Origin of the sequence: uncultured Parasphingorhabdus sp. (assembly GCF_963677535.2) — a bacterium.
GTDB lineage: Bacteria > Pseudomonadota > Alphaproteobacteria > Sphingomonadales > Sphingomonadaceae > Parasphingorhabdus.
Genome location: NZ_CAXXUT010000003.1, coordinates 742958 through 764528, shown reverse-complemented (window position 1 = coordinate 764528; position 21571 = coordinate 742958). Strand labels below are relative to the sequence as shown.

21 protein-coding genes are annotated in these 21571 nt (G+C 59.2%); 9 read left to right on the top strand and 12 right to left on the bottom strand.

What is annotated here, in order from left to right:
* Positions 1-104: 104 nt before the first annotated feature.
* Complete coding sequence (locus tag ACHZCJ_RS10510; protein WP_159646538.1) at positions 105-1319, bottom strand: acetyl-CoA C-acetyltransferase; 1215 nt, start codon at positions 1317-1319, stop codon at positions 105-107.
* Positions 1320-1458: 139 nt separating this feature from the next.
* On the bottom strand, positions 1459-2619 hold the full coding sequence (locus ACHZCJ_RS10505) for an acyl-CoA dehydrogenase family protein (RefSeq protein ID WP_321326223.1): 1161 nt from the start codon (positions 2617-2619) through the stop codon (positions 1459-1461).
* A gap of 151 nt (positions 2620-2770) precedes the next feature.
* Here ACHZCJ_RS10505 and ACHZCJ_RS10500 point away from each other — a divergent pair, with 151 nt between their 5' ends.
* On the top strand, positions 2771-3337 hold the full coding sequence (locus ACHZCJ_RS10500; RefSeq protein WP_321326221.1) for an NAD(P)H-dependent oxidoreductase: 567 nt from the start codon (positions 2771-2773) through the stop codon (positions 3335-3337).
* 232 nt (positions 3338-3569) lie between these two features.
* Here the strand turns inward: ACHZCJ_RS10500 and ACHZCJ_RS10495 are convergent, their stop codons facing one another.
* On the bottom strand, positions 3570-6086 hold the full coding sequence (locus ACHZCJ_RS10495) for a TonB-dependent receptor (RefSeq protein WP_159646532.1): 2517 nt from the start codon (positions 6084-6086) through the stop codon (positions 3570-3572).
* Between the two features lie 18 nt (positions 6087-6104).
* Here ACHZCJ_RS10495 and ACHZCJ_RS10490 point away from each other — a divergent pair, with 18 nt between their 5' ends.
* Complete coding sequence (locus ACHZCJ_RS10490; protein ID WP_321326218.1) at positions 6105-6329, top strand: hypothetical protein; 225 nt, start codon at positions 6105-6107, stop codon at positions 6327-6329.
* Here ACHZCJ_RS10490 and udk read toward each other — a convergent pair.
* The 4 genes from udk to ACHZCJ_RS10470 are packed head-to-tail and all read right to left on the bottom strand — an operon-like array spanning position 6323 to position 9771.
* Positions 6323-6943, bottom strand: a complete 621-nt coding sequence (gene udk, locus ACHZCJ_RS10485; protein ID WP_159646528.1) for a uridine kinase — start codon at positions 6941-6943, stop codon at positions 6323-6325. The genes ACHZCJ_RS10490 and udk overlap by 7 nt on opposite strands.
* Complete coding sequence (locus ACHZCJ_RS10480; RefSeq protein WP_321326215.1) at positions 6940-7884, bottom strand: 2-oxoglutarate and iron-dependent oxygenase domain-containing protein; 945 nt, start codon at positions 7882-7884, stop codon at positions 6940-6942. Before ACHZCJ_RS10480 ends, udk begins: the two co-directional genes overlap by 4 nt.
* 44 nt (positions 7885-7928) lie before the next feature.
* A complete protein-coding gene (locus ACHZCJ_RS10475) occupies positions 7929-9161 on the bottom strand; it encodes a NupC/NupG family nucleoside CNT transporter (RefSeq protein ID WP_321327780.1) in 1233 nt (410 codons plus the stop codon).
* Positions 9162-9201: 40 nt separating this feature from the next.
* A complete protein-coding gene (locus tag ACHZCJ_RS10470; RefSeq protein ID WP_321326213.1) occupies positions 9202-9771 on the bottom strand; it encodes a TIGR00730 family Rossman fold protein in 570 nt (189 codons plus the stop codon).
* Positions 9772-9897: 126 nt separating this feature from the next.
* On the opposite strand from ACHZCJ_RS10470, the gene ACHZCJ_RS10465 reads away from it, so the two are divergent.
* Positions 9898-10539 carry a queuosine precursor transporter gene (locus ACHZCJ_RS10465; RefSeq protein WP_159646522.1) on the top strand — a complete coding sequence of 214 codons (642 nt, stop codon included), beginning with the start codon at positions 9898-9900 and terminating at the stop codon, positions 10537-10539.
* 18 nt (positions 10540-10557) lie between these two features.
* Here the strand turns inward: ACHZCJ_RS10465 and ACHZCJ_RS10460 are convergent, their stop codons facing one another.
* The 5 genes from ACHZCJ_RS10460 to ACHZCJ_RS10440 all read right to left on the bottom strand — a co-directional run bounded on the left by ACHZCJ_RS10460 (position 10558) and on the right by ACHZCJ_RS10440 (position 15177).
* Positions 10558-11160, bottom strand: a complete 603-nt coding sequence (locus tag ACHZCJ_RS10460) for a nucleotidyltransferase family protein (protein ID WP_321326209.1) — start codon at positions 11158-11160, stop codon at positions 10558-10560.
* Positions 11157-11612, bottom strand: coding sequence for a c-type cytochrome (locus ACHZCJ_RS10455; RefSeq protein WP_321326207.1), 456 nt, complete (start codon positions 11610-11612; stop codon positions 11157-11159). The genes ACHZCJ_RS10460 and ACHZCJ_RS10455 overlap by 4 nt, the downstream gene beginning before the upstream one ends.
* A 13-nt stretch (positions 11613-11625) precedes the next feature.
* Positions 11626-13833 (bottom strand): molybdopterin cofactor-binding domain-containing protein, encoded by a 2208-nt coding sequence (locus ACHZCJ_RS10450; RefSeq protein ID WP_321326205.1) that lies wholly within the window; start codon positions 13831-13833, stop codon positions 11626-11628.
* 3 nt (positions 13834-13836) lie between these two features.
* Complete coding sequence (locus ACHZCJ_RS10445) at positions 13837-14316, bottom strand: (2Fe-2S)-binding protein (protein WP_321326203.1); 480 nt, start codon at positions 14314-14316, stop codon at positions 13837-13839.
* 120 nt (positions 14317-14436) lie between these two features.
* Positions 14437-15177 (bottom strand): hypothetical protein, encoded by a 741-nt coding sequence (locus tag ACHZCJ_RS10440; protein ID WP_159646514.1) that lies wholly within the window; start codon positions 15175-15177, stop codon positions 14437-14439.
* A 187-nt stretch (positions 15178-15364) separates the two neighbouring features.
* On the opposite strand from ACHZCJ_RS10440, the gene ACHZCJ_RS10435 reads away from it, so the two are divergent.
* From ACHZCJ_RS10435 to ACHZCJ_RS10410, 6 genes are read left to right on the top strand one after another with little or no spacing between them, the layout of a single operon-like run.
* Positions 15365-16000, top strand: coding sequence for a hypothetical protein (locus ACHZCJ_RS10435; RefSeq protein WP_321326199.1), 636 nt, complete (start codon positions 15365-15367; stop codon positions 15998-16000).
* Positions 15997-17277, top strand: coding sequence for a DUF4350 domain-containing protein (locus ACHZCJ_RS10430; RefSeq protein ID WP_321326197.1), 1281 nt, complete (start codon positions 15997-15999; stop codon positions 17275-17277). Before ACHZCJ_RS10435 ends, ACHZCJ_RS10430 begins: the two co-directional genes overlap by 4 nt.
* Positions 17274-18230, top strand: coding sequence for a MoxR family ATPase (locus tag ACHZCJ_RS10425; RefSeq protein ID WP_321326195.1), 957 nt, complete (start codon positions 17274-17276; stop codon positions 18228-18230). The genes ACHZCJ_RS10430 and ACHZCJ_RS10425 overlap by 4 nt, the downstream gene beginning before the upstream one ends.
* Positions 18227-19549, top strand: a complete 1323-nt coding sequence (locus ACHZCJ_RS10420; RefSeq protein ID WP_321326193.1) for a DUF58 domain-containing protein — start codon at positions 18227-18229, stop codon at positions 19547-19549. The genes ACHZCJ_RS10425 and ACHZCJ_RS10420 overlap by 4 nt, the downstream gene beginning before the upstream one ends.
* Positions 19546-20568: a stage II sporulation protein M gene (locus ACHZCJ_RS10415; protein ID WP_321326191.1), complete on the top strand. Its 1023-nt coding sequence runs from the start codon at positions 19546-19548 to the stop codon at positions 20566-20568. Before ACHZCJ_RS10420 ends, ACHZCJ_RS10415 begins: the two co-directional genes overlap by 4 nt.
* Entirely contained in the window at positions 20565-21536 is a 972-nt protein-coding gene (locus ACHZCJ_RS10410) for an RDD family protein (protein WP_321326189.1), read from the top strand. Before ACHZCJ_RS10415 ends, ACHZCJ_RS10410 begins: the two co-directional genes overlap by 4 nt.
* The last annotated feature ends 35 nt before the right edge of the window (positions 21537-21571 follow it).

The window sequence follows — 21571 nt, the reverse complement described above, 5'->3', positions numbered from 1 at the left end:
TTTCCTGTTCTCCTGCGAAGGCAGGAGTCCATCTCCGGATTGTTGTGCCTGGCACGAACGGGAGATGGGCCCCTGCCTGCGCAGGGGCACTGCAATCTGTGTTCCTAGTTCACGCGCTCGATAATCGTAGCGATACCCATGCCGCCGCCGATGCACAGCGTCGAAAGAGCGGTGGACTTGCCGGAGCGTTCGAGCTCGTCGAGCGCGGTGCCGAGGATCATCGCGCCGGTCGCGCCGAGCGGATGGCCCATGGCGATCGCGCCGCCGTTGACGTTGATGTCGCTATGGTCGACATTCATTGCGTCCATGAAGCGCAGGACGACGGCAGCAAAGGCTTCGTTCAGTTCCCACAGATCAATGTCCTTCGCGGTCATGCCGGCGCGTTCGAGCGCCTTTTTCGCTGCGAATTCGGGTCCGGTCAGCATGATTGTCGGTTCCGAACCGATGGAAGCCATCGAAATGATCCGGGCGCGCGGTTTGAGACTGTATTTTTCGGCGGCTTTTTCATTGCCGATGAGGACGGCGGCCGAACCGTCGACGATACCGGAGCTATTGCCGGCATGATGGACATGGTTGATCTTCTCGACCTCGGGATGCTTGAGAATCGCGACATCGTCAAAGCCGGGCATCTGTTCGCCCATCATCTGGAATGCGGGGCCGAGCGCGCCGAGCGATTGCATGTCGGTTTCGGGGCGCATCAGTTCGTCATGGTCGAGCACGACTTCACCGATGACATCACGGATCGGCAGGATCGATTTGGCAAAGCGCTTCTCGTCCCAGGCCTTGGCAGCGCGTTTCTGGCTTTCGACGGCATAGGCGTCGACATCATCGCGGCTATAGCCATATTTGGTGGCGATCAGATCGGCGGAAATGCCCTGCGGCACGAAATATTCCTGAAAGACGAGAGAGGGATCGGCCATGCCGCCGAGACCGTCACTGCCCATCGGGATGCGGGACATGGATTCGATGCCGCCGCCGACGGCCAGATCGGTTTCGCCGGAGCAGACCTTGCCGGCCGCGATATTCACCGCTTCCAGACCGGACCCGCAGAAGCGGTTGACCTGGATTGCCGAGGTGGTGTCGGCATAGCCGGCTTTCAGCGCCGCCATGCGGCTGATGACCGCGCCTTGCTCGCCCACGGGAGAGACGCAGCCAAAGGCGATATCCTCGACTTCATGGCCTTCAAGCTCGTTGCGGTCATTGATCGATGCCAGCACCTGGGCCGACAGATCGAGAGCGGTGATTTCATGCAGGGCGCCATCATTGCGGCCCTTGCCGCGCGGGGATCGCACTGCGTCATAGATAAAGGCTTCGGTCATTTGGGTTCCTCTCGCTGGAAGAATTGGAAAAGTGTTGCGCAATGCTAATGGTGCAGTGCAACACAGTCAAGCAGTTTACGTAAACGTCAACCTGGTCAGAGGGCGACTCGCCCCCTGACCGGCGCTATTCCGCTATAAACTATTCGAGGATAGATTGATATTTCTGGCTGAAAACGTCACGGCCGATGATGTAGCGCATGATCTCGCTCGACCCGGCGTAGATGCGGCTCATCCGGGCATCGGTGAAGATCCGGCTGATTTCATATTCCTTCATATAGCCGGCGCCGCCGTGCAGCTGCAGCCCGAGATCGGCCATTTCCCACTCGATCTCGCTGCCGAGCATCTTGCCCTTGGCGGCGATATTGGCGGTCAGCCCGCCCTGGTTGTGGATGTCGATACAATGGTCGACATAGACCTGGAACATGTCGATTTTTGCGTCCATTTCGGCCATTTTGAACTGGGTATTCTGCATATCCGACAATTTTTTGCCAAAAACATCCCGTTCCATGACAAATTCGCGCGTCACGTCAAAAGCGCGGCGCGCCGTTGCGGCATAGCCGACCATCCCGATCAGCCGTTCCTCGGCCAGCCCTTCCATCAGATGGATGAAGCCCTTGCCCGGCGTCCCCAGCGTATTTTCCTTGGGGATTTTGACATTATTGAAAAACAGCTCGGCTGTATCTTGGGCGTGCAGCCCGATTTTCTCCAGATTCTGGCCGCGCTCGAAGCCTTCCATGCCGCGCTCGACGATCAGCAGCACCATCGCATGCTTGTCATCAACCCCGTCGATCTTGGCCGCGACGACGACCAGGTCTGCATTGATGCCGTTGGAGATATAGGTTTTCGATCCGTTGAGCAGCCAATGATCGCCCATGTCCTTTGCCATGGACTTCATGCCCGAAAGATCACTACCGGCACCCGGTTCGGTCATTGCAACAGCAAGGATCGTTTCGCCGCTGACGCATTTCGGCAAAAAGCGCTCGCGCTGTTCTTCATTGCCGAAATTCTGCAAATAGGGTCCGACCAGCCGGCTGTGCAGGGTATTATACCATTCGCCACAACCCGCCCGCACGGTTTCCTCGATGATGATCTGCTCATAGCGGAAATCCTTGTCACCCATGCCGCCATATTTCTCGTCCGGCCAGATCATCAGAAAACCCTGGTCACCGGCCTTTTTGAATATCTCGCGATCGACAATGCCGGCTTCGCGGAATTCGTCCATCCGCGGAGCAACCTCGTCGGCGAGGAAGCGGCGATAGGCATCGCGGAACATATGCTGTTCTTCGGTAAATTTACGCATGGGAGATTCCTTTGGTCTGAGAAAAGAGAAGCGCGCGCAGCCCGCCCGTTGGCTACGGTCATAATGCCGCAAATTTAATCGGTCAATTAAGAAACAAAGCCAGGGCACAAGGCCGTTGCAATTGCCCACCAACCCTCGTTATGGCAATCCTGTGCAACAGACAGAAAAACCTTTCATCCTCGGGCTTGGCGGTACGACCAGCCCGACTTCCTCGACCGAAGTCGCGCTCGGAATTGCTTTGCAAGCCGCCGAAGATGCCGGCGCCGAAACCGAATTGTTCGGATCCGACCGGCTGATGGCGCTGCCGCATTACCGTTCGGATCCGGCCGGCCTGAACCAGACTGGCAAGGATCTGGTCGAACTGGTGCGGCGCGCCGACGGCATTGTGATTTCCAGCCCCGGCTATCACGGTACCGTTTCCGGCCTGGTCAAGAATGCGATCGACTATATCGAAGAGACATCGACCGACGCGCGGGTCTATCTCGACGGGATACCGGTCGGCCTGATCGTCACCGCCTACGGCTGGCAAGCGGTAGGCAGCACCCTGGCGGCGCTGCGCTCGATCGTCCACTCGCTGCGCGGCTGGCCGACGCCGCTGGGCGTCGGCATCAATGCATCGGGCGGCATGTTCAGCGAGGGCATATGCACCGATGAAAGCGTCAATCAACAGCTGAAACTGGTTGCCCAGCAGGTGATGCTGCGCAGCGAAGCGCACTAACTTTTCCGGCAGTCAGCCGTCGTCCCCCGTTTTCTCGGGCCGGGCCTCCTATCACAGCCATTTTGAGTATTGGCCGGCGGATCGGCCTGCAACTGTTGCGTAAAATAACGTTGCGTCTTGCGAAGCGCGAACCCCCAACGAAAAACGGCGGCACTCTGCAGCACCGCCGAATTCCTGCTTTCCAAATCCCCGGTGCGAAACTGCTACGCACCGGGTGGATTGGTTTCTTGGCTTAGTAACCGAAGATCAGCGAGATGCTCGCCGCGCGTGGTGCGCCGATCTGAACGAATGGCGAATTGCCATCGAGGTCGCCGCCAAAGCCGCCGACATAGAGTTCGTCGAACAGATTGGTCACGTTCAGCTGCAGCGCAACATCGTCACCGAACGGGTTCTGCGTGATCGTCCAGCGCAGGTCGAGGTCGACCAGCGTGTAACCACCGACAGAGCGTTCATTGGTGTCATTCACCCAGCGCTTGCCGGTGTGCTTGACCTGGGCACCCAGTTCGAAGTCACCAAATTGCTGCTGCACGCGTGCACCAACGGTCCAGAGCGGGGCTCCGCTTTCATTCTTGCCGGCCGTGAGGGCAAAGATCGGATCGCCAACCGCGGTGCACTGGGCAACGCCATTGGTTATGTCGGTCGCTGAGCAGACGTCGGTCTGTACATTGTCCTTGATTTCCGATTCGTTGATCGAGCCGAAGACATAGACCATCGTTGCCGGTGTCGGAGACCAGGCAACCGAGGCGTCGAGACCATATTTGTCGACACGGCCGAGGTTCCGGAATACCGATTCATCGAGAATCGGATCATAGGAAGATGCCAGTCGGTTGTTATAGCGCGTGTACCAGCCAGCAAATTGTGCCTGGATGTTTCCGCTCTGATACCGGAGACCCAAATCGAGGCTGTCGGTTGTTTCAGGTACCGGCTGTACGCCCGGAGCATCTTCCGGGAAATAGAGCGAGTCATAGAGCGGATCGGTAGCCGGGACCGAAAGCCCCTTGGCATAGTTTGCAAACACCGATGCGCTGCCGAAAGCGTAGGTCAGACCAATGTTCGGCAAAATATCGTCATATTTATATGTGCGTGACTGCGGCACTGCCGAACCGGTGACAGTGTTGGTTGCTGCATCATAATTATATGGGTTGGCTGCTTCGTAGGCCGCGCTGACGCCGCCCACGCAATCGAGGAAACCGCTTGCCGAAGTGGTGTAGCAATTCTGGTTCAGTTCGCGCTTGAAAAATGGTGCCCGCAGACCGAGTACCGCGGTGAGATCACCGAATGTACCGCGATATTCACCGGAAATCTGGTGCAGGGTTGCATAAGACTGACGGTCGCGCTTGTTGAGCTCGAAGCCGTCAACCGTCACCAGACCATCGTTGACCGGGAAAACATCGGCGATTTCGCCGTTGAACAGAGCGACTGAGGTCTGGCCCGTCTGACGGTGGTTGGCATCGTCATAAGTATAGGCAAGACGGAAACGGTGGTCCGGGTTAAGCTCGTAGGAGAGGTTGGAGATAACACCAAAACGCCGGGTGCGGGTCTGGCTTGGATCGTGACCGGTTACTTCGTCAAGCGTATCGCCGTCACCGTTGAGATCGCGACCGAAATAGTAACGTCCGCTAATGAAACCGGTCATTTCAACGCCGCCAACGTTGCGCGTCTGCTCGAGCAGTTCTTCGTCACCGCCGCCATTGGCTTTTACATATTGGAAGCTTGGATCGACCGAAAGAACCAGGCCGTCGGTCAGAGTGAAGCGCGACGCACCGCGGATATTGCCGGTGTTCGACGGGTTGTAACGACGGTCAAATTCGGCGCCGCAATTGTTGTCGCTCTGGGCGGTTCCGGCTTGCGGCAATTCTACCGTACAAGGATAGTTGATGTCATAGAAGCGATCCGCACGCGTCTGCGGGAAGCTGTCCAGCGAGAAGGAACCGAAGAAGTTGTTCCGGTTTTCATTATAGTGACCGGCCACAGCGATGAAGTCGCCGTTGCTTCCGATATCCTGCCAGATACGGCCATTATACTGCTGCTTCTCGACAATGCCGTAATTGTTGAACGGATTGTTGTAGCGCGTGTAGCTTGCCGAAACGAATGCCTTGGTACCGAAACCGGTAATGTCACCGGTATCAATCATGCCAAAACCACGAACATAAAGACGGTCGCGGTTGCCGTTATCGCCTTTTGCAAAGGTGCTGCCAGTCGAAAGCGTGCCGGTGAGCTTGAATTCGTCGCTCGGCTCGCGGGTGCGAAGGTTGATCGTGCCACCGACGGCCGAAGCAGTCGGGCTGTCGACGTCGGTCACGCCCAGGTTGACGTTGACCTGCTCGATGATTTCCGAATCGACCTGCTGGTTGGTGTACAGCGCATAGTTGCCCGAATCGTTGAGCGGCAGGCCGTCAAGCGTCTGCGAGATGCGGTCGTCGCTGAAGCCGCGGATGGTGAACGAACCGCCGGAAGAACCCCAGGGATCATTGTTCTGGAAGCTGACGCCGGGAACAAGGTTGACGATATCATTGACCGTCTGGCCGGGCCGCTGGCGCCGGATGATTTCTTCCTCGAGAACCTGTTTCGCCTTCGGCGTGTTGGGAATTTCTACTCCGCCCACATCACTGGACCGGCCGCCGGTGACGATGATGACATCATTTTCGAAATCGCGCGTACCGGTGGACTGTGCCGATGCCGGTGTGGCCAAGAGGCCTGCGGTGGAAAGGCTGACAACGCTGACAGCCAAAAGATATTTTGTTTTCATGATAATCAATCCCTGTTCATGAACGGCGTTAAGAGAAACGGACTTAAGGTGAATGCTGGCGAATTTTTGCGCTGCCAGACCAAAGCAGGAGCTGCTCTAGGTGCCAATAATGACAGTTTTGTCTCAATTGAAACGGCAAATGCCGCAGTGCAGCATTTTACTTTTGTAACAATGCGATTCTGTGGGAAAAAATGGGTGAAAATCCAGTCGAACCCGATCGGTCCGCTCTCATTAGGTCACTGATTTTGAGGGAATATTTCCGCCATGATCCGGCGGATTGGCTGTTTATAGTGCAATTCCGACTGTTGCGAATTTATCACGATATCCGCATGAATTTTGGAAGGTTCGACATGCAGATCGTGCATCGGGCCTACCTGATTGACAAATTGATCCTCTACGGATTGGGCGCTGCGGCCTCTTTCGCGGATGTCGCGCTCGAGTCTGCGGGCAAAACGGGTTTCTGAATCGCATTCTACAAAAATGCTGAGATCCATCAGATCTCGCAATGGTGCGTGTTGCAGTATCAATATGCCATCGAGCAGAATGACCGGGCGCGGCTCGGTTCGCCGGGTTTCCGTTTTGGGCATATGCGTCGGGAAATCATAGAGCGGCCGGTCGATCGCCTGTCCGGCTCTCAGTTGCGTCAGCTGCGTGCACAGCTTGTCAAAATCGACCGCATTGGGATGATCGAAATTGGGCCCGCCCTTGCCCTGCGGGGCATCGCCAAGGCCGAAGAAATAATCGTCCTGCGGCAGGATGACGCATTGATCGGGGCCAAGGGCTTCGAACAGCAGTTGCGTCAGGGTCGATTTCCCGGAACAGCTGCCGCCGCTGATGCCGACCACTTTAACGGTCATGCCAGTCCGATTTCGCGCAGCCGCTGCATTAGATAATCGTGCGCGGTGATCGGTTCCGGATAGAGGTCCGGATGGGTATCATCGACGCAGCTCGGCAATGTCTCGATCGAATAATCCGGGCGAAAGTGAAGAAAGAAAGGCATCGAGTAGCGCGAAAAGCCTCGCCGCTCCGGTGCCGGGTTGACCACCCGATGGGTGGTCGAGGGCAGGCGGTTGTTGGTCAGCCGCTGCAGCATGTCGCCGATATTCACCGCCAGCTCGCCGGGCTTCGGGGTTACCGACCGCCACTGGCCATTCCGGTCGAGCAGTTCCAGGCCGGCTTCTTCGGCACCGATCAGCAGCGTAATCGTGTTGATATCCTCATGCGCTCCCGCGCGGACGGCTGGCGAATCTTCGGGTACCGGAGGATAGTGGATCAGCCGCATCACCGAATTGCCGTCGCGCACCGTGTCGACGAAGAAATCCGGCGCCAGTCCGAGAAAACGGGCGATCGCCTCGAGAATGCGGGCGCCGGCCTTGTCGAAGGCAGCGAACATTTCGCAATAGGTTTCGCGGAACCCGTCGAGTTCCTTCGGCCAGATATTGGGCGGCATATAGGGTTCGAACGCGTGGCCGGCCGGCAGGTCGCGACCGATATGCCAGAATTCCTTGAGATCGCTGATATTGCTGTCCTTGGCGCTTTCGGTACCGAAAGGCGTGTAACCGCGGGCGCCACCGCCGCCCTCGATGTGATAGGAGCGTTTCACCGCTTCGGGCAGAGCGAAAAAGGCGCGTGACATGGCTTCGGCGCGTTCGATCAGGTCCTCCGATATACCGTGATCGGCGACCACCGCGAAGCCCCAGTCGGAAAAGCTGCGGCCAATCTGTTCGGCAAATGCGTCGCTGTTGTCGTCCGCCATGGCGAGCGAAACGGCGGCCAATGTATCCGGGTTCTGGGTCATGCTCTTAAAATGCGCTCTCGTGCTTCTTTGTCAATCGGGATGAATCAGGCCAGCGACAGCAATATGCCGGCCAGCGCTGCGCTCATCAGATTGGCGAGCGATCCGGCTGCCAAGGCGCGTAGGCCAAGGCGGGCAATCACCGGACGCTGGTTGGGAGCCAGGCCGCCAGTGACCGCAAGCTGGATGGCGATGCTGCTGAAATTGGCAAAGCCGCACAAAGCGAAAATGACGATCGCATTGGTCAGCGGGGAAATGCCCGCCTGCATCTTGCCCAGCTCGATGAAGGCGACAAATTCGTTGAGCACGACCTTGGTGCCGAACAGGCCGCCGGCGTTTAGCGCCTCTTCCCAGGGCACGCCGATGAGATACATGATCGGGGCGAAAACATAGCCGATCACTTGCTGGAAGCTGAGTTCCGGATAGCCGAACCAGCCGCCGATGCCGCCGAGCAGGCCATTGGCCAGCGCCACCAGCGCGACAAAGGCAAGCACCATTGCGCCCACGGCAACCGCCAGCTTGACGCCGGTTTGGGCGCCCATTCCCGCAGCCATGATGATATTGGCCGGCTTTTCCTCTTCATATTCAACCGCGACAACCAGCTCTTCCGGGGCCGGATCCTCCGGATTGTCCGGCATGATGATCTTGGCCATCATTATGCCACCCGGCGCCGACATGAAGGCGGCGGCGAGCAGATAGTCGATCCGGATGCCCATGGCCGCATAAGCCGCCAGAATGGTGCCGGCGACACCAGCCATGCCGACGCTCATCACGGTGAACAGCTGCGACTGGGTCAGGCTGGCGAGATAGGGGCGGATGACCAAAGGCGATTCGGACTGGCCGACGAAGATATTGGCCGCGGCGCAAAGCGATTCGACTTTGGAGATGCCGGTGATCTTCTGGATGCCGCCGCCGACCCATTTGATGATGAATTGCATGATGCCGAGATAATAGAGGATCGAGATCAGCGCCGAGAAGAAGATGATCACCGGCAGCGCCGCGATCGCGAAGCTGTTGCCGCCAATCGACGGGTCGGCGAGCGGGCCGAAGATGAAATTGGTGCCGGCGGAGGCATAGCCCAGCAGATTGGAGACGCCGAAGGCCATCGCTTCGATCACTCGCTTGCCGGCCGGAATATAGAGTACAATCACGGCGATCCCGGCCTGCAGCGCAAAGGCGGCGCCGACCACGCGGAATCGGATATTCTTCCGGCCGGTTGACAGGGCAAAGGCAATCAGCAGGATCAGCGCCATGCCGGCGATGCTTGTCAGGATCGGGATCATCGGAATCTTCCAGTCGCTGTTTCAGGTCGGATCGGGCTCACCAGGTAAAGCTGCCGGTTTCATTGTTGCAGGCGGCGGCGAGCCGGTCGAGGCAGTCGTCGATATTGTCGGAGATGATCAGATGCTTGCGCCGCTCGGCCGAGACGAATCCCTGCTGCGACATCGTATCGAGAAAATCGATCAGCGAATCCCAGTAGCCGCCGATATTCAGGATGGCGAAGGGCTTGTTGTGATAGCCGAGCGCGTTCCAACTCCAGGCCTCGAACAGTTCGTCCATCGTGCCGACGCCGCCTGGCAAGGCGACAAAGGCGTCGGTCAAATCGGTCATCCTGGCTTTGCGCTCGTGCATATTCTTGACGATGTGTAGCTCCGTGACGCCGGTATGGGCGACTTCGAGATCCTTCAGCATTTCGGGAATAACGCCGTGGACGCGGCCGCCCTCGGCCAGCACGGTATCGGCGATAATGCCCATCAGGCCAAGCCTGCCGCCGCCATAGACCAGTTCGACATCACGCTTCGCCATGGCCCGGCCAAGCAGAACCGTCGATTCGGCATAGGCCGGGTCCTGTCCGGCATTGGCGCCACAATATACTGCCAGTCTCTGCAAAACATCCCCCGATGACGCGAGCCGAGGGGCCGCGATCTGCTGCTTCCGATATTCTTTCCCCTATAGAAAAAATCACAGTTGTGACTATTTCTTTTTTTTCGTGGCCGATCGCGCTAGGCATTTGCGATGACCGAGATATCGAAAACCAACCTCATCCCGCGATCCCTTTTTGTCTTTGCCGTGCTCTATGGCGGCATGACCTGTATCGCCGGAATATTGGGCGCGAAGCAGGTCGCAATTGGCCCGCTGGCGGTGGAAGCGGGTATTTTCCCGTTCCTGTTGCTGGTAGTCCTGTCCAGTTCGGTGGCCGAACTGCACGGCCGGGATGTCGCGAACCGTCTGGTGCGTCTGGGCTTCGTGCCGCTGATCACCGCGATCGTCCTGATCCAGATCGTGCTGGCGTTGCCGACCGATCCGGGCATGTACGAACCGGCGAAAGAAGCCTTTCCGATCATATTGGAGCAGGGCGCACGTCTGATGTTCGCCGGGATTATCGCTTATGGCGTGTCGCAGTTTCTCAACGTCTATATCTTCTCCCGGCTGGCGGCGATGAAAGGCCGGATGCTGGCTCTGCGCGCGGCGATTGCCAGCGCCCTGTCGCAGCTTGTCGATACGGTCATCTTCATCACCATCGCCTTTTACGGCGAGCGTCCGATCGGGCAATTGCTGCTGGGTCAGGGTTCGGCGAAGGTCGTCCTGTCCTTCCTGCTGGTGCCTTTCCTGATCGTCTTTTTCGTGAAACTGGGACAGAGACTGGACCGCGACTGATCGCGCTGCAGCACATCGTTACCTGATTTGCCGGAAGTATTGGTTGGCTTCCGCCAGATCGTCCGGCGTGTCGATATCCGCAAGAAGCCGGTCGCTCCCCGACACTAGAACCGCATTAGCCAGCAGTTTTCGAGCGCCGGTATCGCCTTTCAGTTCCATTAGTTCGGCCAGCGCGTCGGCCGGGAAAATCGCCGGCGGCATCGGCTGACCGTCGCGCGCGGATGCGACGGTCCGGGTTCCGCCTGTCTGGTCGAAGGCCGCGACCAGTTTCTCGATATGGTCGCGCGTCACGAAGGGCATGTCGGCCAGCATCATGCAAAGACTGCTCGCTCCGGCGTCGATGGCGCGGGCGGTGGCCAGCCGGACAGAGGTCGCCTGACCCTGCGCGGCCTTGCCATTGTCCATGACTTCGTAACCCATGTCGCGCCAGCCTGCGGCGCAGACATGGTCCCGGGTGCCGATCACCAGCTTGCCGACAAAGCCCGTTTCCGCGGCGGTCGCGGCTGCGTGCAGGCCGAGCATCCGGTCGCCGAGCAGCGCGCCCAGCTTGTCCTGATCGCCGAACCGGCGCGACTGCCCGGCCGCCAGCAGCGCCAGCATCATGCCGGACTTCTCGTTCAATTGGCGGTTACGCTATCGATATAGGCGATGACCGCCTGTCTTTTTGCCGCGTCCGCAATCGCACCGGCCACCATGGTCGTACCCGGAATTTTGGCTGCGGGATCGGCGATAAAGCTGTCCAGTTCTGCGGCGGTCCAGGTGATGCCCGAGCCTTTCAGAGCGTCCGAATAGGCAAAACCGGCAACCTCGCCGGCCCCGGCCCCGACAATCCCGAAGAGATTGGGACCGACGCCATTGGGCGCACCTTCCTCGAGTGAATGGCAGGTAGCGCAATTGGCAAAAGCCGCTTTTCCTTCGGCCAGCAATGCATCGGCTGGCGCTTCGGCGGGAGCCGCGGCCGCGCCCGGTTCGCGGACGATGATTTGCTCGACCGCTCCCGGTGCGGGATCAGCACCACAAGCGGTCAGCACAAGCAGCGAAGACAGAGCGGCGGCGCGGATCAATAGCAGCATTTCAGGTCTCCGGTCAGGCAAAATCATGCTTGGCAATAGGCAGTGCGCGAATCCGTTTACCGGTGGCCGCGAAAATGGCGTTGGTAACGGCCGGCGCAATGGGTGGAAGGCCCGGCTCTCCACCGCCGCCCAGACGTTCGTGATCGCCGTTGATCAGCGCCACTTCCACCTCCGGCATCTCGTCGATCCGGAGCATCGGATAATCGTGGAAATTGCTCTGCTGGACCGCGCCGTCCTTGAGCGTGATGTCGCCATAAAGCGCAGCGGTCAGGCCGTAGACAATCCCGCTTTCCATCTGCGCGGTAAAGCCGTCGGGATTGACGACAAAGCCGGGATCGGCGGCGACATAGACTTTCGTCACCTTCGGCTTGGGCCCGCTCATGTCGACTTCGGCAACCTGTGCGACAATCGACCCGAAGGACGGCACAAAGGCGATCCCCCGGCCATGTCTTTCTGGCAACGCGCCGCCCCAGCCCGACATTTTCGCGGCGGTGTCGAGCACCTTCAGATGGCGCGGCGATTCTGCGAGAAGGTCCCTGCGAAAGGCATAGCCGTCCTTGCCGGCGGCATGGGCCATTTCATCGACAAAGGATTCGATGAAGAAGCCGTGCTGGCTGTGATCGACGGAGCGCCAGGGGCCAAAGCGCAGATGCATCGGCACATCGACCTTGCGGATCTTGTGACTGGCGATGTTGTAATAAGGCACGGTTGGCGCGTCTGCGGGATCAAAGAGATGGGTGTGGATATTGTCCCAGCTGATCAATTTGCCATCCTTGTCGAGCCCGCCCTTGAAGCGACTGGTCGCCGACGGGCGATAATGGTCCTGCGCCGTGTCTTCTTCCCGCGACCAGATCATCTTCACCGGATAGCCGGTGGCCTTGGCGATCCGCGTTGCCATGATGATCGCATCATTGTCGGACCGGCGTCCGAAACCGCCGCCGAGATAGCCGTTATGATAGGTCACATCCTCGAATGGCAGACCGGCGGCATCGGCGGCTGCCTGGCGTGCATTGACCGGCGCCTGATGGCCCGACCAGACGTCGCATTTGCCATCGCGCACCCAGGCGGTGCAGTTCATCGGCTCCATCGTCGCATGGGCGAGGAAGGGCACTGTATATTCGGCTTCCACCTTGGTTGCGGCCTCGGCAAAGCTTTGGACTGCATCGCCCGCTTCGGTCTGCATATCGCCGCCGTCTTCACCGGCTTCATCGAGAGCGGCGGCGTAGCGGGCAAAGATCGCGTCTTGATCAAGGCCATCGCCTTCGGTTTTGCTGTAGCGGGTGTCGATACTGTTCAGCGCCTGCTGCGCCAGCCAATAGCCGTCGGCCACCACGGCGACAAAATCGCCCATGTTGAGGATCTGCAGCACGCCCGGCATGGTTTTGGCGGTGCTTGCATCCATCGATTCAACCGTGGCACCGATGACCGGTGGGGCCTTGACCGCTGCATATTTCATTTCCGGGACATCGGCATCAATGCCGAATATCGCGCTGCCATCGACTTTCGCCGGAATATCGTGGCGGGCCATTGGCTGGCCCATGATCTTGTAATTGTCCGGCGATTTGAGCTTAGGCTTGGCGGGGAGGCTTTGCTCTGCGGCGGCGCGGGCAAATGCGGCAAAGGGTTCGGACTTGCCGCTCTTGGCATGGATGACCATGCTGTCTGCCGTGGTGATCTCGCTTTCCGGAACCTGCCATTCGCTCGCCGCTGCCGCCACCAGCATTTCGCGGGCTGCGGCACCGGCGGTGCGCATCGCGCGCTGGCCGGTGGCGCGCACCGAATAGCTGCCGCCGGTGAACTGCAGACCCATGGCCTGCGCCAGTTCCAATATGCCGCCCGCGACCGTCGGTTCCAGCAGCGCTGGCACCTGCAGATTGGGAAACAGAAAATCGCGGCCGATCGAATCGGATACATATTGCATGTCAGCGGGCGCTTCGAGAATCTGCACCTTGTTCCAGTCGGCATCCATCTCGTCCGCCAGCATCTGGGCGAGCGCCGTATGGACGCCCTGCCCCATTTCGACATGCGGGATGACAGCGGTGACGACATTGTCGGTATCCACCTTCACCCAGGCGTTGAGCAGCTGTTCATTCTCGCCGTTTGTGAGCAGCGGACCCAGTTCGTCGATCGGGTTGCCCTGACGGACGGCAACGCCGACAATCAGAGCACCACCGGCTGCGACGCCGGCTCCGATGAACGCGCGTCTTGACCATTTGCCCATGATCTACGCCTCCACTTGTGCGGGTTGATCGATATCGGCGGCGGCCTTGATCGCTTTGCGTATCCGGCCATACATGCCGCAACGGCAGACATTGCCGGCCATGGCTTCGTCGATCTGCGCGTCGGTCGGCCGGGGATTTTTTTCCAGCAGCGCGACAGCCGACATGATCTGGCCGGACTGGCAATAGCCGCATTGCGGGACCTGCGCCTCGATCCACGCCTGCTGCACCTTGTGCAAGGTGCCGTCTTCGCTGGCGAGGCCTTCGATCGTGGCGATCGTCTTGCCTTCGGCGGCAGAAAGGGGCGTCGAACAGCTGCGCACCGGCTTGCCGTCGAGATGCACCGTACAGGCGCCACACTGGGCGATGCCGCAACCGAATTTGGTGCCGGGCATCTTCAGATTCTCTCGTATAATCCACAATAAGGGCGTCGCCGGGTCGGCGTCGACCTCCCGGGGCTGACCGTTGACATTCAGCTTGATCATGGAATTTTCACCCGGACTATTAAATAGCAATTTGCAACTTATAGCCCAGGGTCTGCCTCAAGCCAAGCGGTCTTTGGGCTATAGCCCGGATCCCGCGCCAAGCCGGCCCGATGGTCCGGATCAGGCAAAAATTTCGGCGAGCGTACTGGTATCGGTGCCCTCTTTCGCGGTGCGCAAATCAACGTAGATCGATGCGACGCCGGCTCCCTGGATCGCGCCGGTAACAGTGTTGCTGACCAATGTGATGATCGCCAGTAATATAGTGCTGAGCGATCCAATGAAGGCAACAAACAGCCCGAAGACAACCGCCAGCACAAAGAAGATGATCAGCAGCACGAAAATCATCCCTTTCGATCCCGAGGTCAATTCGGCGCTGCGCTTAAGAGAGTCGATTACTCCGCGGTCTTCGGCCATCATCACCGGAGTCGCTACAATCCACATCAGGTAGAGAATGACACCGGGAACGACGAGCAGCATCATGCCCAATCCGACGCCCAGAGCGACAACGATGCCGAGACCGATCAGGGGCAGCAGTTTTTTCAGGGCCTTTGCAAAACAATCGGCCAGGCTGAGCGGCTTGCCGCCGAGGTCGTTCAGCGTGGCCACGATCAGGGTCGCCTGCAACAGGATGGAAAGCAGCATCAGGACGATGAACCCGACCCCTTGTGCCGAATAGCTGGATGCGACAGCAAAGCCGTCTGCGCCGGTGGTGAAGCTGCCCTGTGCGGTTTGCAGCAACGCATTGGGGATGCCGATGATCAGGAATGAAAGGCCAAGATAGATCAGGGGATGGCGCATGATCACGCCAAATGTATTGTTCAGCACCCGGCTGATATCGATTTTACCTGTTGGTTCGGCCATTTTTCTTTCCCCCTATATCAAGCAACCGACAGATTATTTGCTCCCTACTGTCGCTTGACCGACAGGCTGGCATATTTTTTATCGCGGGTAAAGTTGAACTGCCAATCTTATCTTCGCTCTTGCCCCATCATTTGGATTCTGCAACACCGGAGCGGTGGTAAAAGTAGCGCAAGGCAAGGGGAATGAAGTGAGCGCTTCTTTTGACGATGCGTGGAACGGCATGCGTGCCGATTCCGATATCCAGTTCACCCCCGCTGCCAGTCCCGCGCCGACGGAGCTTCCGCAATGGTGGCTGGACTTTCTGGACTGGCTTGGTGCCTTCCTCTCACCCCTGTTTGAAGCCATAGGATCGGCCTGGCCGATATTGCGCATATTGCTGCTGCTGTTGCTGGCGGCCGGTGTGCTGACCTTGCTCTGGATAATATTGGCACCCTATGTCGAACAGTGGCGCAGCCGCACGCCCGTGGCCGAAACAGTCTGGCAACCCGCCCCGGAGGACGCACGCGAATTGCTGGCCGAGGCGGAGGCACTGGCTGCAAAAGGGCGGTTTGAAGAGGCCGTCCACCTGCTGCTCTATCGCAGTATTGCCGATATCGAGAAACATCGTCCGAATCTGTTGCGACCGTCAAGCACGTCGCGCGAGATCGGGCGCTTTGACAGCCTGCCCGATGCCTCGCGCGCGATGTTTGCGGTAATTGCCGGCCAGGTCGAGCGCGGCCTGTTTGCGGCCTTGCCGGTTGACGAGCAAGGCTGGCTGGAATCGCGCGAGGCTTATGCCGGCTTTGCCCTCGGCAAGGGCCGGCGGGCGGAAGTTGCGGGATGAGCGTACAGGCCAATCCCTTTCAGCGGACGACGATCATCATCATGTTCGCGGTCAGCTTTGCCGCGTTCATCGCCTTGCTTTACGGGCTTGGCATGGGCGACCGTCTGGCTTCGGGCAAGAATGGCGATGCGCATGGCGCGTCCAACAGCATTGTCGGCTACCGGGCGCTGGCCAGTCTGCTCGAAAAGACCGGTGTGCCGGTGCAATATTCGCGCTCACCTGCGGGTATGGTCAATGAGGGGTTGATGATATTGACACCCGGACCATTTGTACCGCCCGAAGATATTGATGCGGTGATCCAGCAGCGCTCCTATATCGGGCCAACGATGGTGATCCTGCCGAAATGGCAGGTCGCAAGAAGCGATAGGCTGAAAAAAGGCTGGGTGGTGCGCAACGACCCGTGGGACGGGACTGTGGGCGAGGCACTGTTACAGGACGTGGCCAAGGTCAGCATCAGCGTCGATGGCAAGGCCGGCTCCGGCCAATCCCTGGTCTCGGCGGTCGGCGCGGGCGTGAAAACGCCGGAACATCCGGTCAGCATCAAGGGAGAATTGCTCCGCACGGTGGTCCGCGGGCCATCGCCTGGCAGCGCGCTGGTTGCCTATCTTGATGATGGCGGTGTCTATGCGCAGCTCGACCGGCTTGATGAATCGCACATCACCGAGAAAGAGGAGATCGATGCCTCCCTCTTTCCGGTGGTGATCGTCGGCGACGCCGACTTGCTCAATAATGCGGGCATGGCCGACAAGCCGACGGCCCGCCACGCGCTTGCGCTGGTCAAGGCAGTATCCACCGCGGCCGATGGTGGCGTAACCTTCGATCTGACCTTTAACGGTCTTGGAGGCGCGGAAAATCTGCTCACGCTGGCGTTCACGCCACCATTTCTTTCGGCGACCATCTGTCTCATTACCGCTGCGCTGGCCGCAGCCTGGATGGCCTTCAACCGGTTCGGTCCGCCGGTTCGTGAGCAACGCAGCCTGGACTTCGGCAAGACCGCGCTGGTCAACAACAGCGGCGCGTTCATCAACCGGATGCAGCGCGGATATCTGGTAACCGACCCCTATGCCGAGATGATCCGTGCGCAAGCGGCCGAAGCGGTCGGCATCAGCCCGCAGGCCGATGACAAGGAAATTCTCGAGCGGCTGGATGAACTGGGCGAGAGCGAAGGCAACCGTTTCTCGGCCTTGTTTCACCAGCTTGTTCGTGCCCGCAAGCCACAAGATATTGCCGAAGGGGCTGCGGCCCTACACGCCTGGAAAAAGGAAATTATCGGATGAAGATCGACGAACTGAAAACGCTGGCGGACAATATCCGCGGTCAGGTGGCCAAGGCGATAGTCGGGCAGGAAGAGATTGTCGATCATTTGCTGATCGCGCTCTTTTCGTCCGGCCATGTCCTGCTCGAAGGGCCGCCGGGCACGGCTAAGACTTTTCTGGCGCAATGTTTCTCGGCCACCTTGGGCCTCGACTTCGGCCGGATCCAGTTTACCCCCGATCTGATGCCCGGGGACATTATCGGCTCCAATCTGTTCAATTTCCAGACCAGCAGTTTCACGCTGACTCGCGGTCCGATCTTCTGCGATCTGCTGCTCGCTGATGAAATCAACCGTACCCCGCCGAAAACCCAGGCGGCGATGCTGGAAGCGATGCAGGAACGCTCTGTCACCATTGATGGCGAGACCCATGCGCTCGGCTCGCGCTTCATGGTGGTTGCCACCCAGAATCCGATCGAGCAGCAGGGTGTCTATCCGCTGCCCGAGGCGCAGCTTGACCGGTTCCTGTTCAAGCTGTTGATTGCATATCCCGATGCCGAGGAAGAAAAGAAAATCGTCAGCCGTTATGGCGAGCGGATCGGCGCGCCGGCAGCGAAGGATTTTGAGATCGAACAGCAGGTCGACAGTGCAACCCTGGCTGCGGTAACCGGAGCGGTGCAGTCGGTGAAACTGGTCGAGGATGTCGTCGATTATGTCGTGCGGCTGATCCGGGCGACGCGCGAAACCGCCGATCTGGAGAACGGCGCCAGCCCGCGCGCCGCGATCATGCTGGCCCACGCCGCCCGCGCCCGCGCGGCAATCTCCGGCCGGGACTATGTTATCCCCGATGATGTGAAGGCGCTGGCGCCATCCGTCTTGCGCCACCGGTCGATATTGTCGCCCGCCGCCGAGATCGAGGGCCGGCAGGTTGACACTATTATCAACGATCTGGTTGAACGGACGGAAGCGCCGCGTTGAATTTCTATCCGACCCGGCGAGCCGTCTGGCTCATCGCTCTCGGCGCGCCAATTTCCGCGATTCTGGCGGCGATTACCCCGGCGCTATGGGCCGTCGGTGCCGCTTGGGCGGTGATGTTGCTGCTGCTGCTGCTATTCGATGGACTGGTTGCGGCAAAGTCCGAAGATGTTCGGCTGGCGGTGCCCCCCAGTGGTGAAATTGGTGTTCCGCTGCAACTGGCGCTGGCGGCGGAATTCTCCGGCAGGATTGCCCCGCGCAGCCTGTCGGGCAATCTCGGGCTGGACGAACGCCTGGCTGAGAAGGGAACGGTTACTTTCGAGCTGGAAGGCAACGGCGCGGCCAACGGTATCTTCTCGGGCCAAAGCACCATCGTTCCTGTCCGTCGCGGCACCGGCCGGATCGGCAGGCTCTGGCTGAGATGGAGCGGGCCGCTGGGTCTGGCCTGGCGGCAGATCCAGAAACAGAGCAAGCAGAACGTGGCCGTGCTGCCGAATATATCAGCCATTCGCAGTCCGACGATCCAGATGTTCCTGCGCGATTCCATATTCGGGTTGCTGGCCCGCAAGTTCAGGGGAGAAGGCAGCGAGTTCGAAGCTCTTGCCGAATATCAGCCGGGTATGGACCGGCGCAGCATCGACTGGAAAGGATCGGCGCGGCACAGCAAATTGCTGGCCAAGGAATATGATACCGAGCGAAACAACCAGATCGTCTTTGCGCTGGATTGCGGTGCGGCGATGTGCGAACCGATAGATGGACTGCCGCGCATCGACCGGGCCGTGTCGGCTGCATTGCTGACCGCCTATATCACGTTGAAGGCAGGCGACCGGACCAGCCTGTTCAGTTTTGCAGCGAAACCGGAATTGTCGACACCCTTTCTCTCGGGCAGCCGCAATTTCTTCCGCCTGCAGCAGGATGCAGCAACCATCGATTACCGGCATCAGGAGAGCAATTACACCTTGGCGCTCTCGACCTTGCAAAGCCGGCTCCAGCGCCGCTCGCTCATCGTCATTTTCACCGACTTTACCGATCCCACCGCGGCTGATCTGATGCTCGAGGCAGCGGCGCGGCTGATTGACCGGCATCTGGTGCTGTTCGTGATATTGCAGGACCGGGAGCTGGCCGGAATCATCAACAAGGCTCCCGAAAGCGCCGAGGATGTCGCCCGGGCTGTGACAGCGCAGAATCTGCTTGAGCAGAAAAATCTGGTGCTGACCAAGCTCCGGCATATGGGCATTGACGTGATCGAGGGGGCGTATCAGGACATCGGGACAAGGCTGATCAATACCTATCTCAAAATCAAACGACGGGGCAGCCTGTGAGCAGCGAACAGGCCCTTAACGCCGCGGTGCTGCGCAGCGACCGCTTTCGCCTGGAACGGGAGACCGACTGGATCCGGCTGGAATCGATCATAAGCAAAATGGAAAAGGGCAAGGCCCGCCAACTGTCCGACGAGGATGTCCTGGCGCTACCGACACTTTACCGGACGCTGCTGTCCAGCCTGTCGATCGCCCGGGAAAATTCGCTCGACGCCGGCCTGATAGACTATCTTGAGGGGTTGGCACTGCGCTCCTATTTCATGGTCTACGGCACACAGACCAGTTTCGGTCGCTGGCTCGGGAGCTTTTTCGGCGGGGGGTGGAGCCGGGCGGTACGGGCGATCCAACCAGATATCTGGATTGCCCTGCTGGTGATGATGGCCGGCGCGGTGATCGGCTATATTCTGGTCGCCGGCAACAGCGACTGGTTCTACGCACTGGTACCGGGAAATTTCGCCGATGCCCGGGTGCCGGGGGCGAGCGAACAAGCCCTGCGTGAAACACTGTTCGGGGCGCACGACGGAGACGGTCTCGCGGTTTTTGCGGCTTTTCTGTTCAGCAACAATGCGCAGGTTGCGCTGCTCGCTTTTGCTCTGGGTTTCGCCTTTGCCATCCCCAGTATATTGCTGCTGATTCACAATATGGCGTTGCTCGGGGCCATGCTCTGGGTCTTTGCGCAGCGGGGGCTGACGGTTGATTTTATCGGCTGGCTTTCGATTCACGGGACGACCGAACTGTTCGCGATCCTGCTGGCGGGGGCCGCTGGAATTCATGTCGGCCGATCGATAGCCTTTCCGGGAGCCAAATCGCACCTCAATGCCGCGAGTGACGCGGGAAAACGGGCGGCGCTGGTGATGGTCGGAGTCATTCTCATGCTGATTTGCGCCGGTCTGCTCGAAGGCTATGCGCGTCAGTTGATTAACAATAGTATCGGACGTTTTGCCGTTGGTGGCGGGATGCTGTTGTTCTGGCTGCTCTATTTCTTCCGCTTCGGACGTCAAACGGGGAGGCCGGGGGCATGAGCAGCAAAGCCGCCGAGCCGTGGATCCGGCGATCGGCCAATCCCAAGCTCGACCGGGTCATGGTGACGCCCGAAGGCGTGTCGCTGAATGTCACGGTGGCCGCAGCCGGAGCAAGGGCCGGCGCGCTCGCGCTGGATATCATCATCATACTCGGGCTCATCGTTTTAGTGACAATAGGCGGGATGCTGCTGTTCTGGGGTTTCGGGCTGGCTTCTGCCGACAGTCTGGAAAATGCCAGCGGTCCTGTGCAACTGCTGGCGGTCCTCTGGCTCATTTCGGTTTTTCTGTTCCGCAACGCCTATTTTCTCTATTTCGAACTGGGTGATCGTGCTGCGACTTGGGGAAAGCGGGCGGTCGGTATCCGGGTGGCGGCCAGAAATGGTGGCCGTTTAACTGCGGAAGCGGTAATTGCCCGCAATATTGTCCGGGATATCGAACTGTTTCTGCCGCTGGTATTCCTGACCTCAGGGGAAGCCAGTGGTTCGCTGACGGATATGACCGCCTGGGCCGGTTTTCTCTGGGTATTGATGTTCCTGCTCTTTCCTTTGTTCAACAAGGACCGGCTGCGCGGCGGCGATGTGATTGCAGGGACCTGGGTGATCGAGAATGTGAAAAAGGATCTCGGGGATATTGTCGCCCCTGCAGCAGCATCATCCGACGAAGCAGCGCCGACCGCACAATATCAATTTTCTGACGAAGACCTGTCGGTCTATGGCGAATATGAGCTGCAGACGCTGGAAAATGTCCTGCGTAGTGGCCAAGATGATGCGCTGGAAAGAGTAGCGGCTTCGATTTGTCAGAAAATCGGATGGGAACCCGGCAGCGGAGACGAGCGTATTTTTCTCGAGGCTTATTATACCGCGCTGCGTGCCCGGCTGGAACGCAGCATGAGATTCGGCCGGCGCCGCAAGGACAAGTTTTCGACCGAGCATCAGGCGGGGACTGGCGGCGATCCACGCTTGCCGTAGCGTCAGCTTAATTGCTCGGTTAATTGCTTGTTTTG